The 15,268-nt window shown below is 48.9% G+C and carries 11 protein-coding genes; 6 read left to right on the top strand and 5 right to left on the bottom strand.

What is annotated here, in order from left to right; all coding sequences use genetic code 11:
* Positions 1-60 precede the first annotated feature (60 nt).
* Positions 61-882 (top strand): class I SAM-dependent methyltransferase, encoded by an 822-nt coding sequence (locus ACGHTT_RS12455; RefSeq protein WP_390590958.1) that lies wholly within the window; start codon positions 61-63, stop codon positions 880-882.
* On the opposite strand, the gene ACGHTT_RS12450 is transcribed toward ACGHTT_RS12455, so the two are convergent.
* Positions 869-1,141, bottom strand: a complete 273-nt coding sequence (locus ACGHTT_RS12450; protein WP_390590956.1) for a hypothetical protein — start codon at positions 1,139-1,141, stop codon at positions 869-871. The genes ACGHTT_RS12455 and ACGHTT_RS12450 overlap by 14 nt on opposite strands.
* 94 nt (positions 1,142-1,235) lie before the next feature.
* On the opposite strand from ACGHTT_RS12450, the gene ACGHTT_RS12445 reads away from it, so the two are divergent.
* The 3 genes from ACGHTT_RS12445 to ACGHTT_RS12435 all read left to right on the top strand — a co-directional run bounded on the left by ACGHTT_RS12445 (position 1,236) and on the right by ACGHTT_RS12435 (position 4,312).
* Complete coding sequence (locus ACGHTT_RS12445) at positions 1,236-2,192, top strand: YbgA family protein (protein WP_390590954.1); 957 nt, start codon at positions 1,236-1,238, stop codon at positions 2,190-2,192.
* 42 nt (positions 2,193-2,234) lie between these two features.
* Positions 2,235-3,659 carry a cryptochrome/photolyase family protein gene (locus ACGHTT_RS12440; protein WP_390590953.1) on the top strand — a complete coding sequence of 475 codons (1,425 nt, stop codon included), beginning with the start codon at positions 2,235-2,237 and terminating at the stop codon, positions 3,657-3,659.
* Positions 3,660-3,730: 71 nt separating this feature from the next.
* Positions 3,731-4,312, top strand: coding sequence for a hemerythrin domain-containing protein (locus ACGHTT_RS12435; protein ID WP_390590952.1), 582 nt, complete (start codon positions 3,731-3,733; stop codon positions 4,310-4,312).
* 41 nt (positions 4,313-4,353) lie between these two features.
* Here the strand turns inward: ACGHTT_RS12435 and ACGHTT_RS12430 are convergent, their stop codons facing one another.
* Positions 4,354-5,742: an L-serine ammonia-lyase gene (locus tag ACGHTT_RS12430; RefSeq protein WP_390590950.1), complete on the bottom strand. Its 1,389-nt coding sequence runs from the start codon at positions 5,740-5,742 to the stop codon at positions 4,354-4,356.
* Between the two features lie 223 nt (positions 5,743-5,965).
* On the opposite strand from ACGHTT_RS12430, the gene ACGHTT_RS12425 reads away from it, so the two are divergent.
* Together ACGHTT_RS12425 and ACGHTT_RS12420 are read left to right on the top strand one after the other, a co-directional pair.
* On the top strand, positions 5,966-6,505 hold the full coding sequence (locus ACGHTT_RS12425; RefSeq protein WP_390590948.1) for a dihydrofolate reductase family protein: 540 nt from the start codon (positions 5,966-5,968) through the stop codon (positions 6,503-6,505).
* 249 nt (positions 6,506-6,754) lie between these two features.
* A complete protein-coding gene (locus ACGHTT_RS12420) occupies positions 6,755-8,266 on the top strand; it encodes a tryptophan halogenase family protein (RefSeq protein ID WP_390590946.1) in 1,512 nt (503 codons plus the stop codon).
* 14 nt (positions 8,267-8,280) lie between these two features.
* On the opposite strand, the gene ACGHTT_RS12415 is transcribed toward ACGHTT_RS12420, so the two are convergent.
* The 3 genes from ACGHTT_RS12415 to ACGHTT_RS12405 form a co-directional block, all read right to left on the bottom strand.
* Positions 8,281-9,807: a tryptophan halogenase family protein gene (locus ACGHTT_RS12415; RefSeq protein ID WP_390590945.1), complete on the bottom strand. Its 1,527-nt coding sequence runs from the start codon at positions 9,805-9,807 to the stop codon at positions 8,281-8,283.
* A complete protein-coding gene (locus tag ACGHTT_RS12410; RefSeq protein WP_390590943.1) occupies positions 9,804-11,321 on the bottom strand; it encodes a tryptophan halogenase family protein in 1,518 nt (505 codons plus the stop codon). Before ACGHTT_RS12410 ends, ACGHTT_RS12415 begins: the two co-directional genes overlap by 4 nt.
* 108 nt (positions 11,322-11,429) lie before the next feature.
* Positions 11,430-14,402, bottom strand: coding sequence for a TonB-dependent receptor (locus ACGHTT_RS12405; RefSeq protein WP_390590942.1), 2,973 nt, complete (start codon positions 14,400-14,402; stop codon positions 11,430-11,432).
* Positions 14,403-15,268: the final 866 nt, after the last annotated feature.

The following is a 15,268-nucleotide window of genomic DNA, read 5'->3' as shown; positions in this document are numbered from 1 at the left end:
TTTCTGCTCGTGCATGGGTCTCACGTAGAATAGTGGGTAAACAACGCTGACGAGGTTTGTGTGACCTGCCCACTGATTTTTACGGATGCAAATTTGGCTGCCGCGGCCGAAACACTGGCCAGTCAATTTGGTTTTCAGTTGCTCGGCTTCTCGGACGCCGCACGCTTGGCTGATCCAGACTTGGTGTTACAACTAACCCCGGCTGGCCTCCAGCTTCAATACACGGGGCGAAAGGCACCGGGGCCAATATGGGTCGATTTTACCGGTGGCGCAGCAGATCATCGTCGTCAATTTGGTGGTGGTCGCGGCCAAATGGTGGCCAAGGCGGTAGGCCTGAAGCCTAGCGTCTGCCCTCTGGTACTGGATGCGACTGCGGGCTTAGGTGGGGATAGCTTCGTGTTGGCAAGCCTTGGCGCTGGCGTGCTCTTGCAGGAGCGCAATCCTGTGGTTTATGCACTGTTATCGGATGGTCTTAATCGGGCTCGTCATCTGGCCTCTGGCGATGTGCAATTGCAGCCTATTTTTTCGAGAATGCGTCTACTTAATGCACAAACCGACTCCACCCAAGGCATGCGTCAAGCCGATGTCATATTTTTAGACCCGATGTTTCCCTCGCGCGAGAAAAGTGCAGCGGTTAAAAAGGAAATGACGGCTTTCCACAGCTTAGTGGGCGAAGACTTGGATCAAGACTTGTTATTAAGCCAAGCGCTGGAGGCCGCTCGCTTTAGAGTGGTGGTGAAGCGCCCCCGCAAAGCCCCTTATTTGGCTGGGCAGAAGCCAGCGCTGGAGCTAGCCGGCAAGTCGAGCCGATTCGATGTCTACCCGATCAAGAAAATGCCGGACAAATTACTGCCGGATTTCGGCGATGTTAATGACGCTTAAAAAAATGCAATAACCGGCTGATCAGCATCCTCACATGGGCGCTCATAGCAACTAAAAAGCCGAGTGCAGCAATAGCTAGGCCGACGGCCGCAATTATCTCCTGGCGCAACGAGTCGTCTAGCAATTGCTGGGTCATATACACCAGCACCAAACCGAAGAAAAATAACATGGAGCCCAGCTTAAATTGGGCGAATGAGTCTGTCAGCGGTGCGCTGTAGTGCTGGTAGAGTCTATCTTTAAGGTTTGCTAGCCGCTTCATATCGATAAATATAGTGCATATTCACCCTCGGTTTCTAGTTGCGTCTGATCCAAAGGTTACAAAGGTGCGTATCGTCTAAAAATCGGAGGCATTTATGAGCGGTAAATTAAAAGTAGGTGTTAGCGCCTGTTTGATGGGGCAGAAAGTGCGTTTTAACGCTGGTCACAAGCGCAGTGATTTCTGTGAGCGAGTGCTGGCGACCCAGGCTGATTTCGTGCCTATTTGCCCCGAAGTTGCCATTGGTTTGCCAGTACCTAGGCCCGCTATACGCTTAGTGCGTAGCGAAGATCTTATTAAAGTGGTGCCTAGCCAAGATCCGTCTGCGGACGTTGATTACGCTGACGCTCTCACCCAAATCGGTAGGGATTTCATGCAGCGTCATCCCGATTTGGACGGCTTTGTGTTTATGAATGACTCGCCCAGTTGCGGCCCTGCCAACGTCAAGACCTATCGAACTAACGGCTATCAGGCAGATAAAAACGGTGTCGGGCTGTTTGCACTTGCGGTACAAAAAGCCAACCCGTTGCTGCCCTTTGAAGATGCTGGTCGGCTAAACGATCTGGTCATTCGCGAAAATTTTATGGTGCGCCTAAACATTTACCGCGAGTGGCGACTGCTCAATAACGAGGCGCTGACCATGGGTAAATTAATTGAGTTTTACAGCCCCTATAAATATCAATTGATGGCACATTCACAACCTCATTATCGCGCGGTGGGTAAATTGCTGGCCAATCACGACAAACTGCCTGTCGATGAAGTAGCTGTGAAATTTATCGCCTTGTTGATGGAGGGGCTGAAGAAATTGGCTGATAGAAAGAGCCACAGTAATGTGCTTTTGCATTTACTTGGCTACTTCAAGCGCTTTGTCGACGCTGAAGATAGGCAAGAGTTATTAGCCGCCATTGATCAATACCGATTGGGGGTCACACCCTTGGTGGCGCCACTGACGTTGTTTAAACATCATTTAAAACGCAGTCGCGACGATTATTTGCGCAATCAAACCTATTGGTCGCCACACGCGCCTGAGTTGGGTTTGCGTAGTTTTATTTAGAGCTCGGCCGGTAAAAATCAAACGTTGTTAGAGTTAAATATTATGAATCAATTAGTTTGGTTTCGCGCGGATCTTAGAGTGCATGATAACCGAGCCTTGCGCTCAGCTTGGTCGCGGGCAAAAACGTCCGGTGGAAAAGTCTACGCCGTGTTTCTGATTAGTCAGACCCAGTGGCAAGGCCATAACCTCGGCTTACCTAAGCGCGATTTTATTGCGCGCCAGCTTGTCGAATTATCGACGTCGCTGGCTAGTCATGATATTGAGTTGGTGTTGCTCGAGGCCCCTAGGTTCGATGATGCACCAGCGGTGCTTATGAAGTTCGCTAAAGAAAACAACATTTCAGATGCGCACTGGCAAGTTGAGTTTGGCTGGGATGAGCGTCAAAGAGATAAGCGTGTGTCGACCTCGCTGCAAAACCAAGGTGTTGAGCTACACGTCAATCAAGATCGCTGTTTAGTTAATCCTGATCAAGTGCTCACGTTATCGGGCACTGCCTATAAAGTTTTCAGCGCCTTTAAAAAGAATTGGTTGTCGCTGTTAATGTCCCAATGGCAAGCACCGAAAGTGAAGGGCGAGTCAAAGACCCGATCCAAACAGGTGCGTGTACCTCTGCAGGTAGACGCTCTTTATACCGGTGCTGAAAGCGCAGAAGACTGCCAGCACTTGCAGACATTATGGCCAGCCGGCGAAGAGGAGGCACAGCGTAGGCTCTATCAGTTTTTGTCTGAGTCCGTTAGAGACTACCAGCTGCAGCGCGACTTTCCCGCTGTAGAGGGGACGTCGTCTTTATCGCCCTATCTTGCCGCGGGTGTGATTGGCCCGCGCCAGTGTGTTACTGCATGGCTCAATGAAGCACAGGGTGATTGGTTCGATCCGTCTATGCAAACCTGGCTAAACGAATTGGCTTGGCGAGATTTTTACCATTATGTGATGTGGCATTTTCCGAAAGTGTCGAAAAACCTTCCCTTTCAAGATAAGACCCGGGCCGTGCAGTGGCGCAACGCTCCAGAGGATTTTAGCCTGTGGTGCGAGGGAAAAACCGGCGTTCCGATTGTTGATGCAGCTATGGCGCAATTGAATCAAACTGGCTGGATGCACAATCGCTTGCGCATGGTGGTGGCTAGTTATCTTACTAAAAATTTGTTCATTGATTGGCGTCTGGGTGAAGCTTACTTCATGCAACAATTAGTCGATGCGGATTTTGCGGCGAATAATGGCGGCTGGCAGTGGAGCGCCTCAACAGGCACCGATGCAGCACCTTACTTTCGCGTGTTTAATCCAGTCAGCCAGTCTGAACGGTTTGATCCCGACGGTGAGTTTATTCGCACTTGGCTACCGGAGCTTAGCCACCTGAGCGGTAAGCTTATTCATTCTCCGCGCGCTTCTGAAAGGAGGGGATATCCAGCGCCTTTGGTCGACTTAAAGGTAACACGGCGATTGGCGATAGAGGCTTTTGCAAGTCTATAATTGATTTGTCCACGGAGCTGTCTTTTCCCTGGCGTATGTTGTGACAGAACACAATTGGCTGGAGCCTCCTTATGCATGCCCTGTTAATGACTTTGCGCCAAGATCACGCGAACTTTCTGCGATTATTACAGTGTGTTCAGCGAGAGATTGATTGTTTAGAGCTGGGCGCGGAAAACCATACCTTCAATGTCGCATTAATTCTTGAAGTTTTGGAGTATATCCATACTTATCCGCAGCAATGGCACCACCCGCTGGAAGACGCTTTAGTTGCTAAGTTGAAGGCAAAGGGCGTGGAGCAGGTTCGGGACGTTCAGTGGCTGATGGATGAACATCAGATGCTGGAAAATCAAACAAAAATAGCGCTCAAAGTCTATCAGCATATAGCATCTGATAGCGTGGTGCCTCGCGAACGGGTGATTGAAGAAACTCGTGGTTTTGTACATGGCCAATTGGCCCATATTCATCGGGAAAATGCTCGCTTGTATCCGTTATTGATGCGTTGTTTAACGGATCAAGACTGGGATGACGTCGCGGAGTCGTTGCCAAAGCGCGAAGATGGTTTATTCGGCAGTTTACAGCGCGCCCAATATCAGAACTTGGGCGCACAGTTAGTCAGAGAGGCACAGTTGACGCAATCGAATGTGCGAGATTAGGGTGTATATGTTACACCCTAATTTAAAGTCAGAAATTTTTCTCAACACTCGACAACATTGACTGCATTGATGGCAAGCCCGCCTTCAGCGGTTTCTTTATATTTTGCCTGCATGTCGATACCTGTTTGAAACATAGTTTCAATGACCGAGTCGAGCGATACGCGATGGCTGCCATCGCCGCGTAGAGCTAAGCGCGAGGCGTTAATGGCTTTAATGGCGCCCATGGTGTTGCGTTCGATACAAGGGATCTGAACCAGTCCGCCAATGGGATCGCAGGTTAACCCGAGATTGTGCTCCATGCCGATCTCGGCGGCGTTTTCTACCTGCTCATTCGTGCCGCCCATAACAGCGGTCAAGCCACCCGCGGCCATCGAACAAGCGACACCAATTTCTCCTTGGCAGCCCACTTCAGCGGCTGATATTGAGGCGTTGCGTTTAAATAGCATGCCAATCGCGGCGCTGGCGAGTAAAAAACGTACCACTAATTTTTTCAGGCCGCCCATGTCAGGCGTGTAAACAAATTTTACGTAGTAAGCGAGTACGGCGGGTATTACACCGGCAGCTCCATTGGTGGGTGCCGTGACGACTTTACCGCCGGCGGCATTTTCTTCGTTAACTGCCAGCGCAAATAAGCTAACCCAGTCCATCACGGCTAATGCGTCGGGCACCCCATTCTCTAAGCGCTCCTGTAAATCGTCGTGCATTTGCGCGGCGCGACGTTTTACCCCGAGCGAGCCTGGCAATATACCCTTGGTTTCACAGCCGCGCGCGATGCAGGCTTCCATGACTTTCCAAATTTTATAAACGCCGTCGATGACTTCTGCTTCAGACTTTAGCGCCAACTCATTTTCTAGCGCCATTTGATCGATGCGCTTGCCGGATTGTTTGCCCATGGCCAGCAATTCTTTAGCCGACTGGAAGTCGTAGGGTGCGTCGAAACCTGAGTTTTCGGCATCGGCAAATTCATCCTCGGCCAGCACAAATCCGCCGCCAATAGAAAAGTAACTTTTACTAAATAGCGCCGTGCCAGCGGCGTCGAACGCTTGGCAGGTCATGCCGTTAGGGTGCTGTGGCAGGCTTGCACCTTTGTTAAAAATCAAATCTTTTACGCTATCAAAGGCAATTGTGTGGCGACCTAAAAGCGATAGATTTTTATCCCGCCCAATAGCCGACAGAATGGGCGCTATGTCTTCAACGAGAACTGTTGCAGGCGCCTGACCTGAGAGCCCTAGTAAAATTGCCGTATCCGTGCCGTGGCCTTCCCCTGTCATGGCGAGGGAGCCAAACAGATCCACGCAAACTCTGTGTACTTGGGTAAGCTCAACCGGCATTTCTTGCAAAAATCGTCGCGCAGCAATCATTGGGCCGACGGTGTGTGAGCTGGATGGGCCTATGCCGACTTTAAAAAGGTCGAATACGGAAATTGCCATGGTACGTCTCTACGCCAAGCCTTGGTGTAAACAGGGCTGAATGAGTGGGTTACGGTTTAGTCTAGCTGGTTGCGACTCGTTGGTCGCGAATCCTAAGCCTCGTGTTTCCAATAGTCAACTTTAGTTTCCAATAGGCAATTTTTAGCCCCAAAAGGGGAAATCGGCGCATCACCATAGTGGTGGCTCCGGTGATCTACACTGCTAGGGTACTGAGGAGCTGATTATGACCCGATGTCTTGCGTCTGTATTTATCGCCACTAGCCTTGATGGCTTTATTGCTCGGCCCGACGGCGAGCTCGATTGGTTGCCGCCAGCGGAGCCCGACAATGACATGGGCTATGGCCAGTTTAGCGCCAGTGTGGATGTGTTGGTGATGGGGCGGCATACCTTTGAGAAAGTCCTCAGTTATGGTGATTGGCCCTACGACCTGCCAGTCAAAGTCCTTACACGCAGTAAGCTCACACTACCGGAGGCATTGGTAGGTAAGATTGAATTTATGCAGGGCGAGCCAGCGGCAATTTTAGATGCGCTAGCCACCCACGGTTTTCAGCATGCTTATATTGACGGTGGTGAAACCATACAGGCTTTTATAGGCGCGGAATTGATTGAGCGGTTAATTATTACCCGGGTTCCGGTGTTAATCGGCGAAGGCCTGACGTTGTTCGGAAAACTACCGGCAAAGAAAGATAGGCTTGCCTGGGCGCATGTGAAAACGTTCACTTGGTCTAATGGCATGGTGCAAAGTCATTATCGACGCCGTTGAGAAGCAGCGTATTCGAGGCGTTTAACGGCCAGCCATCAGAACGCTTTTCCTAGTCGATTGTCTGAATAATCATTGTGAAATCAGGCCTCCTCGACCTTTATGAGTTACGGCTCGCTCCCTGAAAATACAGGTCTCCGTTATCTCCGTGCGACCAAATAGCACACTATTTAGCATAGGGCTACCTTATTTACATTTTGACCATATCGAGTCAGACTGGTCATCTACAGGTTGTTTAACGGAGATGTTACATTGAGTCGTGAATTAACGGCAATCGTGATTGTCGGTGGCGGCACCGCTGGTTGGATGGCGGCAGCGAGTATGGCGCATTATCTTCGCGGCAAGCCAGTGACTATTACGTTAATTGAATCATCCGCGATCGGAACGGTTGGTGTCGGCGAAGCAACATTACCAGGCATTCGAAATTTTAATGCAAGCTTGGGTATCGATGAACTCGAATTTATACGCGCGACCCAAGCAACGTTTAAATTGGGTATCGAATTTAAAGACTGGCACCGACTTGGCGAAAGTTTTATGCATCCTTTTTCTGGCGCTGGCGTAAATTTGTCGGGTGTTGGTTTTCATCATCATTACAATCGGGCTAGGCAGCAGGGTTTAGACATTGGAAGTTATGATGACTATTGCTTCTCTGCGCAAATGGCTAAGCAAAATCGATTCGCACAACCGCAGGTGCCACCGGTTAATGCTTTAGCCGATTACAAATATGCATTTCATTTTGATGCCATAGCCTATGCGAATTTTTTAAAACAACGTGCTGTTTCCCAGGGCGTTCAAGCAATTGATGCCAAGGTGGTTGACGTTGGATTACATAGTGATGATGGATCTATTCAGCACGTCACATTAGATACCGGTCTCCAAATTGCGGGCGACTTTTTTATCGACTGCAGCGGTTTTCGCGGCCTGCTGATTGAACAAGCATTACAAACTGGCTACGACGATTGGTCCCATTGGCTGCCGGTAGACTCAGCTGTTGCTGTGGCGACTAGTCCTAGTGCCTCGCCAACACCTTACACCCGAACCACGGCTCGAACCGGTGGTTGGCAGTGGCGAATACCTTTGCAGCGCCGAGTTGGCAATGGTTATGTGTATTGCAGTCAGTGGTTAAGCGATGATCAGGCGCGCGAAGATTTGCTATCAAATTTGGACGCAGCGCCAGTATCAACACCTAAAACGTTGAAATTTACGACAGGTAAGCGCAGAAAGTTTTGGCATAAAAATTGTGTGGCGCTAGGTTTAGCATCTGGATTTCTGGAGCCACTTGAGAGTACCAGTATTGCGTTAATTCAAACTGGCTTAAGTCGTTTGTTGCAATTTTTTCCTGTAAATGGCGTGGTGCCCGAGGAGGTCGATGAGGCTAACCGCTTATTTTCGCTTGAGATGGAGCGTATTCGGGACTTTTTGATTCTCCACTATTACGCCAGTAAGCGCGATGATGGGGAAATATGGCGCTATTGTCGCACAATGTCTATTCCTGACACATTACAAAAGAAAATCGCGTTGTTCCGCAGCCGTGGCCATCTCATTAATTTCGAATTGGAGTCTTTCGACAATAATAGCTGGTTGGCTATCTACAACGGCTTTCGTTTTGAGCCCAAGCTGTATGACCTTGCGGCTGATCAGCTCCCAATTCCCTTGCTTGAAAAACAATTAAACGGCATGCGAGAGAGTATCCAGCAGGGCGCATCCGGAGCGATGAGTCACGCTGCGTTTATTGCAAAACACTGCGCTGTTTCTTTAGCTTAATCTTTATGCTGAGTCTAAAAGCTACCTAAGTTAGCGGGACAGAAACGGGCGAGGAACTCATCGTGGCTCGGTAATTCAGCTATTGATTGTTGTAAATGCTGTCTGCCTGCCTCAAGCGCCAAACGCAACTGCGTGCCATCTAAACTATCCACGGCTGGATGGTAATGTTTTGGTTTTATACCCATGCCGTCGAACACAGCTTGCCAGCTTGCAGCCTTAAATAGCTCGTCGTTGCTGGGCTGAAGGTAGCCGCGCTCCTGAAATAACGCGATGCGTTGTGTTAGCGTGTCGGGAATGGGCATCTCTCTGCAATGTTGCCAAAATTTAGTGTCTGTTCTTTGGCTCACGCAGTAGTGCAATACTAAGAAGTCTCTAATCTCTACATAGTCTGCGGCCATGCGGCGGTTGTATTCCTGAGCAAGTGTTTCCAGACCTGATTCGTCTATGTGCTGATTGGGAAATAATTCTAGAAAAAACTGTACGCCTCGGGTTACCAAATGGATCGCTGTTGATTCCAGCGGCTCGAGGAAACCTGACGCTAAGCCGAGCGATAGGCAGTTCTTTTTCCAAAATTCTGGCCGCATGCCTGTGACGAATGGAAGTATTCTTGGTTCTTGAAGGGCCTTCCCTTTGGCGGTCTTTTTAAGTGTTTCGATAGCTTGATCATCGCTAATAAACTTATCACTATACACATAACCATTACCTGTCCGATGCTGGAGTGGAATTCGCCAAGTCCAACCTGCATCTTGGGCTGATGCGAGTGTAAATGCTGGTGTATTCCCCACACATTCGGTCTGCATTGCAACGGCGCGATTGCAGGGGAGGTATTGCTCCCAACTTTCATATTCTGAGCCTAAGGCTTCGTTGATTAGCAACCCTTTAAAACCAGAGCAGTCAATAAAAAAGTCGCCCTTTACCGTCGTCCCTATACTAAGATCTAAGCTTGAAACTGTATTGCTTGGCGTTAGGTTTACAGAATTAACCTTCGCATCTATTAACTCGACGCCCTTGTTCTGTGCGTATTTTCTAAGTTCGATGGCTACCAAGCTTGCATCAAAATGTAGAGCATAGTTTGCTTCACGCAGCGGAGATTGTTCAGGTAGTTGGCTCGGTAGATAAAATTTATTGTGCTTTGCCATAACCGCCGAGGGCGAAAAATCCATCAATGCAGAGGAGGCTCCTTCGCGCTGCGTTTTTAACCAACAGCTATAGAAATCATAACCGTCTAGCTTTCGGCCTAAGGCTCCAAAGTGGTGGAAGTAGGAATCACCCTTTCTAGACCAGTCGGGAAATTCTATGCCGAGTTTAAATGTACCTGAAACATTGCTTATAAACTCTTGTTCGTTTATTCCAAGGTTGCGAATGAATGTCAAAAACGGTGGGATGACGGCTTCGCCGACACCGATGGTTGGGATATCCGAGGACTCTATCAATGTAATAGTGATGTTTTGATGTTGGAACTGGTGCGCTAAAGCGCTTGCTGTAATCCAGCCGGCGGTGCCGCCGCCGACGATAATGATGCGCTGCTTAGTGTCCTTCATTGCTGAAAACCCTTCATGATACTGGCAAGATAGGCTTGATGTGTCGGCGCCTGTGCAACTGCTGTGGATACCGACTCTTTCATCGCATTGAATGCACCCTCTAGGTAATTCATAGAAAAGCTATCAGCGCCCGGGTTATAGGAGTCGGGTAAATAATGAAAGCCCGTATAAAGCGCTATCCAGCTGGGGTTTTGAAATATTTCCCAGCGATACTTAAGGAGATGACCATTGCTTTTAAATAGCGCCATTTTTTTCTCTAGTGATATTGGCACTGGCATATCTCTGCATGTATCCCAAAAGGGTTCGCCTACACGTTGATTGAGCTTGTAGTGCAAAATGATGAAATCTCTTACCCTTTCATACTCCATACGGGTCATATCGTTAAATTCATCTTGTAAGGTCTGGTCACAGTCTTTGCTTGGGAACAGCAACTTTATTTTTTCTATGCCCGTTTCTATGAGTGCAATACTGGTGCTTTCTAATGGCTCTAGAAATCCTGCTGCCAGACCTAGCGCGATGCAGTTTTTGACCCAAGCCTTTTCTCTTCGTCCTGGTTGGAAATTAATAACTCTTGGTTCTTGCGTTGGCTTTGCTTGTGCTTGTTTGAGTAAAAGTTCGGTGGCTGCACCTTCATCCATGAATCGACTTGAAAATACGTGGCCATTGCCTTGACGAGTTTGCAGCGGAATTTTCCACTGCCAGCCGGCACTGTGGGCTTTTGCCTGTGTAAATGAAGGCGGTGAGTCGGGTGTTGATAGTTCTGTTTGTACAACGACGGCCTTGTCGCACAGGAGTTGATTCTGCCAGCTTTCATAGCTCGCGCCTAACGCCTTGCCAATTAATAATCCGCTGAAACCTGTGCAATCGATGAATAGATCGCCGCCCACAGGTGGCTGGTCTTTTAGTTCGAGGTGAGAGATAAAACCATCGGATTCACGTAGATGTACATGTTTTATTGTGCCCTGAATGTGTTGAGCCCCTAGCATGGTTGCCGTTTTTTGCATGAGATGTGCAAATGCTGTGGCGTCGAAGTGGAGCGCCCAATCGAAACGCGACAGCGATGAGGGCGGGTTGTTAGAGGGGACAGAGAATTTTCCTGCTTGCGCTAGCTGTACTCCAAGTGAAAATTTATCAATGGGGGCTGGGTAGCCAGCTTGGTGCATTTTCAACCAGTAGTGATGGAAACCGATGCCTTTTACGTCCTGACCAAATAAACCGAAGGGGTGAATGAAGCTGTGGTTAGGCTTGTACCAATCGGCAAATTCAATCCCGAGTTTGCACGTCGCTCCTGTTGCACGGATGACCTCTGCATCGCTGAGTCCAAGAGCGGCATAAAACCTACGTAGGGTTGGAATGGTAGCTTCACCGACACCGATCGTCCCGATATCCGGAGATTCAACCAGCGTGATACGCACCGGGGTATTTTCGAAATGTTTAGCGAGGGCTGCAGCGCACATCCAACCTGCGGTGCCGCCGCCTGCAATGACGATATGTTCTATTTGTGTTTTAGGCATGGGAATTTATTATTTTTTAGTGTACTCGTTTATATCACAAAGTCAGATAAAAAAAAGGCCGCTGGGAAATTCCGAGCGGCCTTCTATTACCCTGAATTTAGCTGCCGCTTAGAAAGTGGCGCGCACACCCAAAGTGTAACGTGGCTCGTAGTAATTTTGGTAAGCATACTGATCTTCCCATTGGAAGTAGTAGTCTTCGTACTCACCGGTAATGTTGGAGCCGTTTACATAAACGGTAAAGTTGTCATTGATGTCATAGCTAGCCGATACATCAACGAAACCCACTTCCTTCTGATAGACACCAAATCCACCTTGCGTACTGTCTAAGCGATCAGAGCGGAAGTTGTAGGCAATACGCGCTTGGAAGCCATGAGCTTCATACCAGCCGACCAAGTTGTATTGTGTCTCAGAGTTTTGTGGAAAGGGCAGGTTGTCGCCCTCCGCATCCTTCGCGTCCTGCTCTGATGGAGCGTAGGTGTAGTTAGCATCGAGCCCGAATCCACTAAAAAAACCATCAGTGAAATCAGAGAATGCGAGCTTACCACCAAGCTCTAAGCCTTTGATTTCTCCCCCGTCGCCCTGTACTGGCTTGGATACCTGAATGGTACGTATTGAGCCGTTGGTGAGGGTAAAGTCTTCAGCTTCTGAACCGCTAGATATGAAACTGTCTACTTCAATCAAGAATATGCTGGCTGCGACCATGCTAGCGTCACCGGCATACCATTCTGCGGACAAATCGTAGTTTTGTGAGCGCCACGGATCCAACCCAGGGTTGCCTCCGTCGGCGACTGCGTTTACCTCAAACTTGCCGGTTGAGGAGTCGAGCGACGTTTGAATAGAGCGGCCATCGCCCCATGCAGCCAAATCAAGTGGTGTCATGTTTTCGGTGTAAGCTGCACGAATCTTAACGTCTTCCATCACATCAAATGCGAGGTTCAAGCTTGGTAGCACATCGGTATACGACCGCTTTGTAACCTTATCGCCCACATCTGGATTGGTGTTGCCGTAAGGAATGGCAGTAGCACCCATTTCGTTTTGCTTCACTGTCAGATCTGTTTGAACAACTCGAACACCTAAGTTACCTGACATAATGCCGGTTTCGAAATTACCTTGTACGTAGAAACTGGTTTCGTCTAGGTCAACATTATAAGAAGTTCCTGGAATGTTCATCCGCTGTACCGATCCAAATACGCGTTTGTGGAACGCCTCTGGATCGTCATAATCAGACGGATTAACAGCCCAAACGCCAGGTATTCCATTAACAGGTCCGAAATCAGTTACAAAAGACACATTGTTGTATGCGTTGAGCGCTGTTGGTGGTAGCGCGGTGTAGCCAACAAATTCTCCGTTAACCATTTCACCAGCGGTACACCCTGCGTCGTTAGCCAGTACAACGTCAGTGGCTTTCCATTGAACGCCGCAACCCTCAGCATTCACATCACCGTTGACATTGGTTTTGCCCGCATAGAAAGGCGAGAAGATATGGAAACGAGTTTCTTCAACGGCACGAGTGGAAGCGCGCAAACCAACATCGACACTGGTAATAAAACCACCATCTTCAATGGCATAGCTACCGTCCATACGGAAAGCTTGGAATTCACCTTCACTATCGGCGTTGTTTTCAGACGAGAAAGCGCCAATGTTGTAGCTATCCAGATTGGACATGTAGTCGCGAATCGTCGCACCAGCTCCTAAGCCGCCGTTGATGGTGTTATCAAAGCCGCCCCAAGTTGGGTGTGCGCCGCGAGTGTCGAGTGTTAATTGCGGGTTGTCGGTGTAGCCGAGTGGGTTTGGCGCCACATAACAGCCGCCTAAATCACCAACGGGAGTTGCACTGCCGCAATGTTCAGTTGGGTAGAAAGGGTCTATACCAGTGCTGGTACCATCGGTTAAATCGCCTTCGTTGTAACCATGACGGCGCTGCTTAGTGGCTTCACCTTGAGCGTAACGTACTGAGCCTGTGAGCTGGCCGCCGTTGTCGTAATCGAGTTGCAAGTTTATGTTGGTTGATTCTGAAAGGAAGCTATCGTTTTGGGAAAATGACTTCAGACGCTTAGGGTTTAAATCCCATTGGTCAACAGTCATCCACTCGCTGCCATCAGCGATGTTACCAACATTACGGCCTTGAACATCGTTGAACCACTCGAGGCCTTGCCACTTGTTGGTGGCGCTCATGCCAACCTTGCGGTTGTATTCATCTTGCTGGGTATAGAAGTAGTCTGCTGTGAATTGGAAGCCTTCACCTAAGTCTGCCTGGAAAGAACCATTTAAGCCTGAGCGCTCGCGCTCGGTGACTTGGTTCCAAGCCGCAAAACCTTGTGGTGAAATATGGTTTACGGGGTTGGTGCCACCCCAGGCATTCACACCGTTGACCCAGCTGGCGTCGCCCGTTGGATTGCCGGTGTTAAAGCCATTGTAGTAGTTCGCCAGATTGGTGTTGGCGTACGACCCAGTAAGCATAAAGCCGACTTTTTCGTTCTGCCAATTGACGAGTGCGCTAGCTACGGGATCTGTTTCGGAGGTTTCCTCACCAGATTGTACTTCAACGCTGCCTGAACCTGTAAACCCTTCGTCAAACTCAAACGGACGGCGGGTTTTTAGGTTTACGGTGCCAGTAATGCCGGCGCCAACGAGGCTGGCGTTGGAGGTTTTATAAACGTCGGCGCCCTTAAAGAGTTGCGAAGGAAGATCGCCGTAAGAGGGTTGTACGGTGGTGATTGAACCAGCACTCAGGAAAGCTTCGCCGTTAAGTTGACTGCCAACTTGTGGTAAGCCGCGCACGATGATCGATGACCCTTCACCTGCTGAGCGGCGAATAGAGACCCCTGGGATGCGCTGTAAGGAGTCAGAGATTGTTACGTCAGGAAGTTTACCAATGTCTTCGGCGGATATGCCGTCAACAATCTGGCTCGCGTCGCGCTTTAAACTAACTGAATCTTCCTGAGCTTTCCGGATACCGGTCACCACAACTTCTTCTATACCCTCTTGGGCAATTGCAAGGCCGGCGCTACCAGACATCACAATAGCTGTGATGCTGGTCGCTAGTAATGTTCTTTGATACCTCGATTGAAACTTGCTCATGTGTTCCCCTTGATCTAGGAATTAATTATTTTTTTTGATGAGTGGGTGATATAGCTCGCCAACTCTCTGTCCCTGCGAGCGTGAATTCATCGCAATGCTGTTGCGCCGAATCTCGCTTTGTCTCAGTTCAGAACCACTTCTTGCCGGTATGCGACGGAGGATAGCAAGTGGATCTAGGCAAACCATAATACAATTGAAGCTTATGTTCAATATGAATATAAGTATTTTATGCTGCCTCTGTTTGTTCTTTTTATCCTATATTTTTAGCTATATTAGAGGCTTTATCCTCATAATTTCGGTAGTTAAGAGCAAAACTTAGCCGAACTTCGAATTTTCTAGTCATCATGACTATAAAAAATAAAGAGCGTAGATTGTAGGAATTAATAGGGTGGGCGATGAAAGCTGCGTTAATGTGCTCTGCCTTAATAGAGAGTTTTGGTTCCTGTAAGGTGAATCGCACAAGATTTTAGAAATCGGTATCAGGGAATGTGCCGCGTCAACATCGCAGTCCTTCCCGCTACCCAAATGTATTCCGCAGTGCCTTCAAGTGTGGCATTCTTGCGGGTAAAATTAGCGGTTACGGTTTCGCTGGCGCTTCACAACTTACTTTGTAGGTGGCGCGACAGATCGCAACTTTAACAAGGGTGGCCAAGCTCGCAGCTATCGCTGCTGGACTCGGCGCTAATCGCGCCTCGCCCTTGCCACCGGCGTTATCCAAGGCGAGAGAGTCAACGAGGAGCTTAAATTAGCGCTGATAATACAGGTAAGACAGGATGATTAATCCCCCTAGATCTTGGCTGCACTGCCTTTAAGCCTAGGGGGCTTTTGCGGATTTTTCGTGTTGGCGGCTGAGAAGCGGTGTTAAC

The organism is Simiduia litorea, assembly GCF_042853465.1.
In the GTDB taxonomy this organism is placed as follows: Bacteria; Pseudomonadota; Gammaproteobacteria; order Pseudomonadales; family Cellvibrionaceae; genus Simiduia; species Simiduia litorea.
This window is presented reverse-complemented; position numbering and strand designations above follow the sequence as displayed.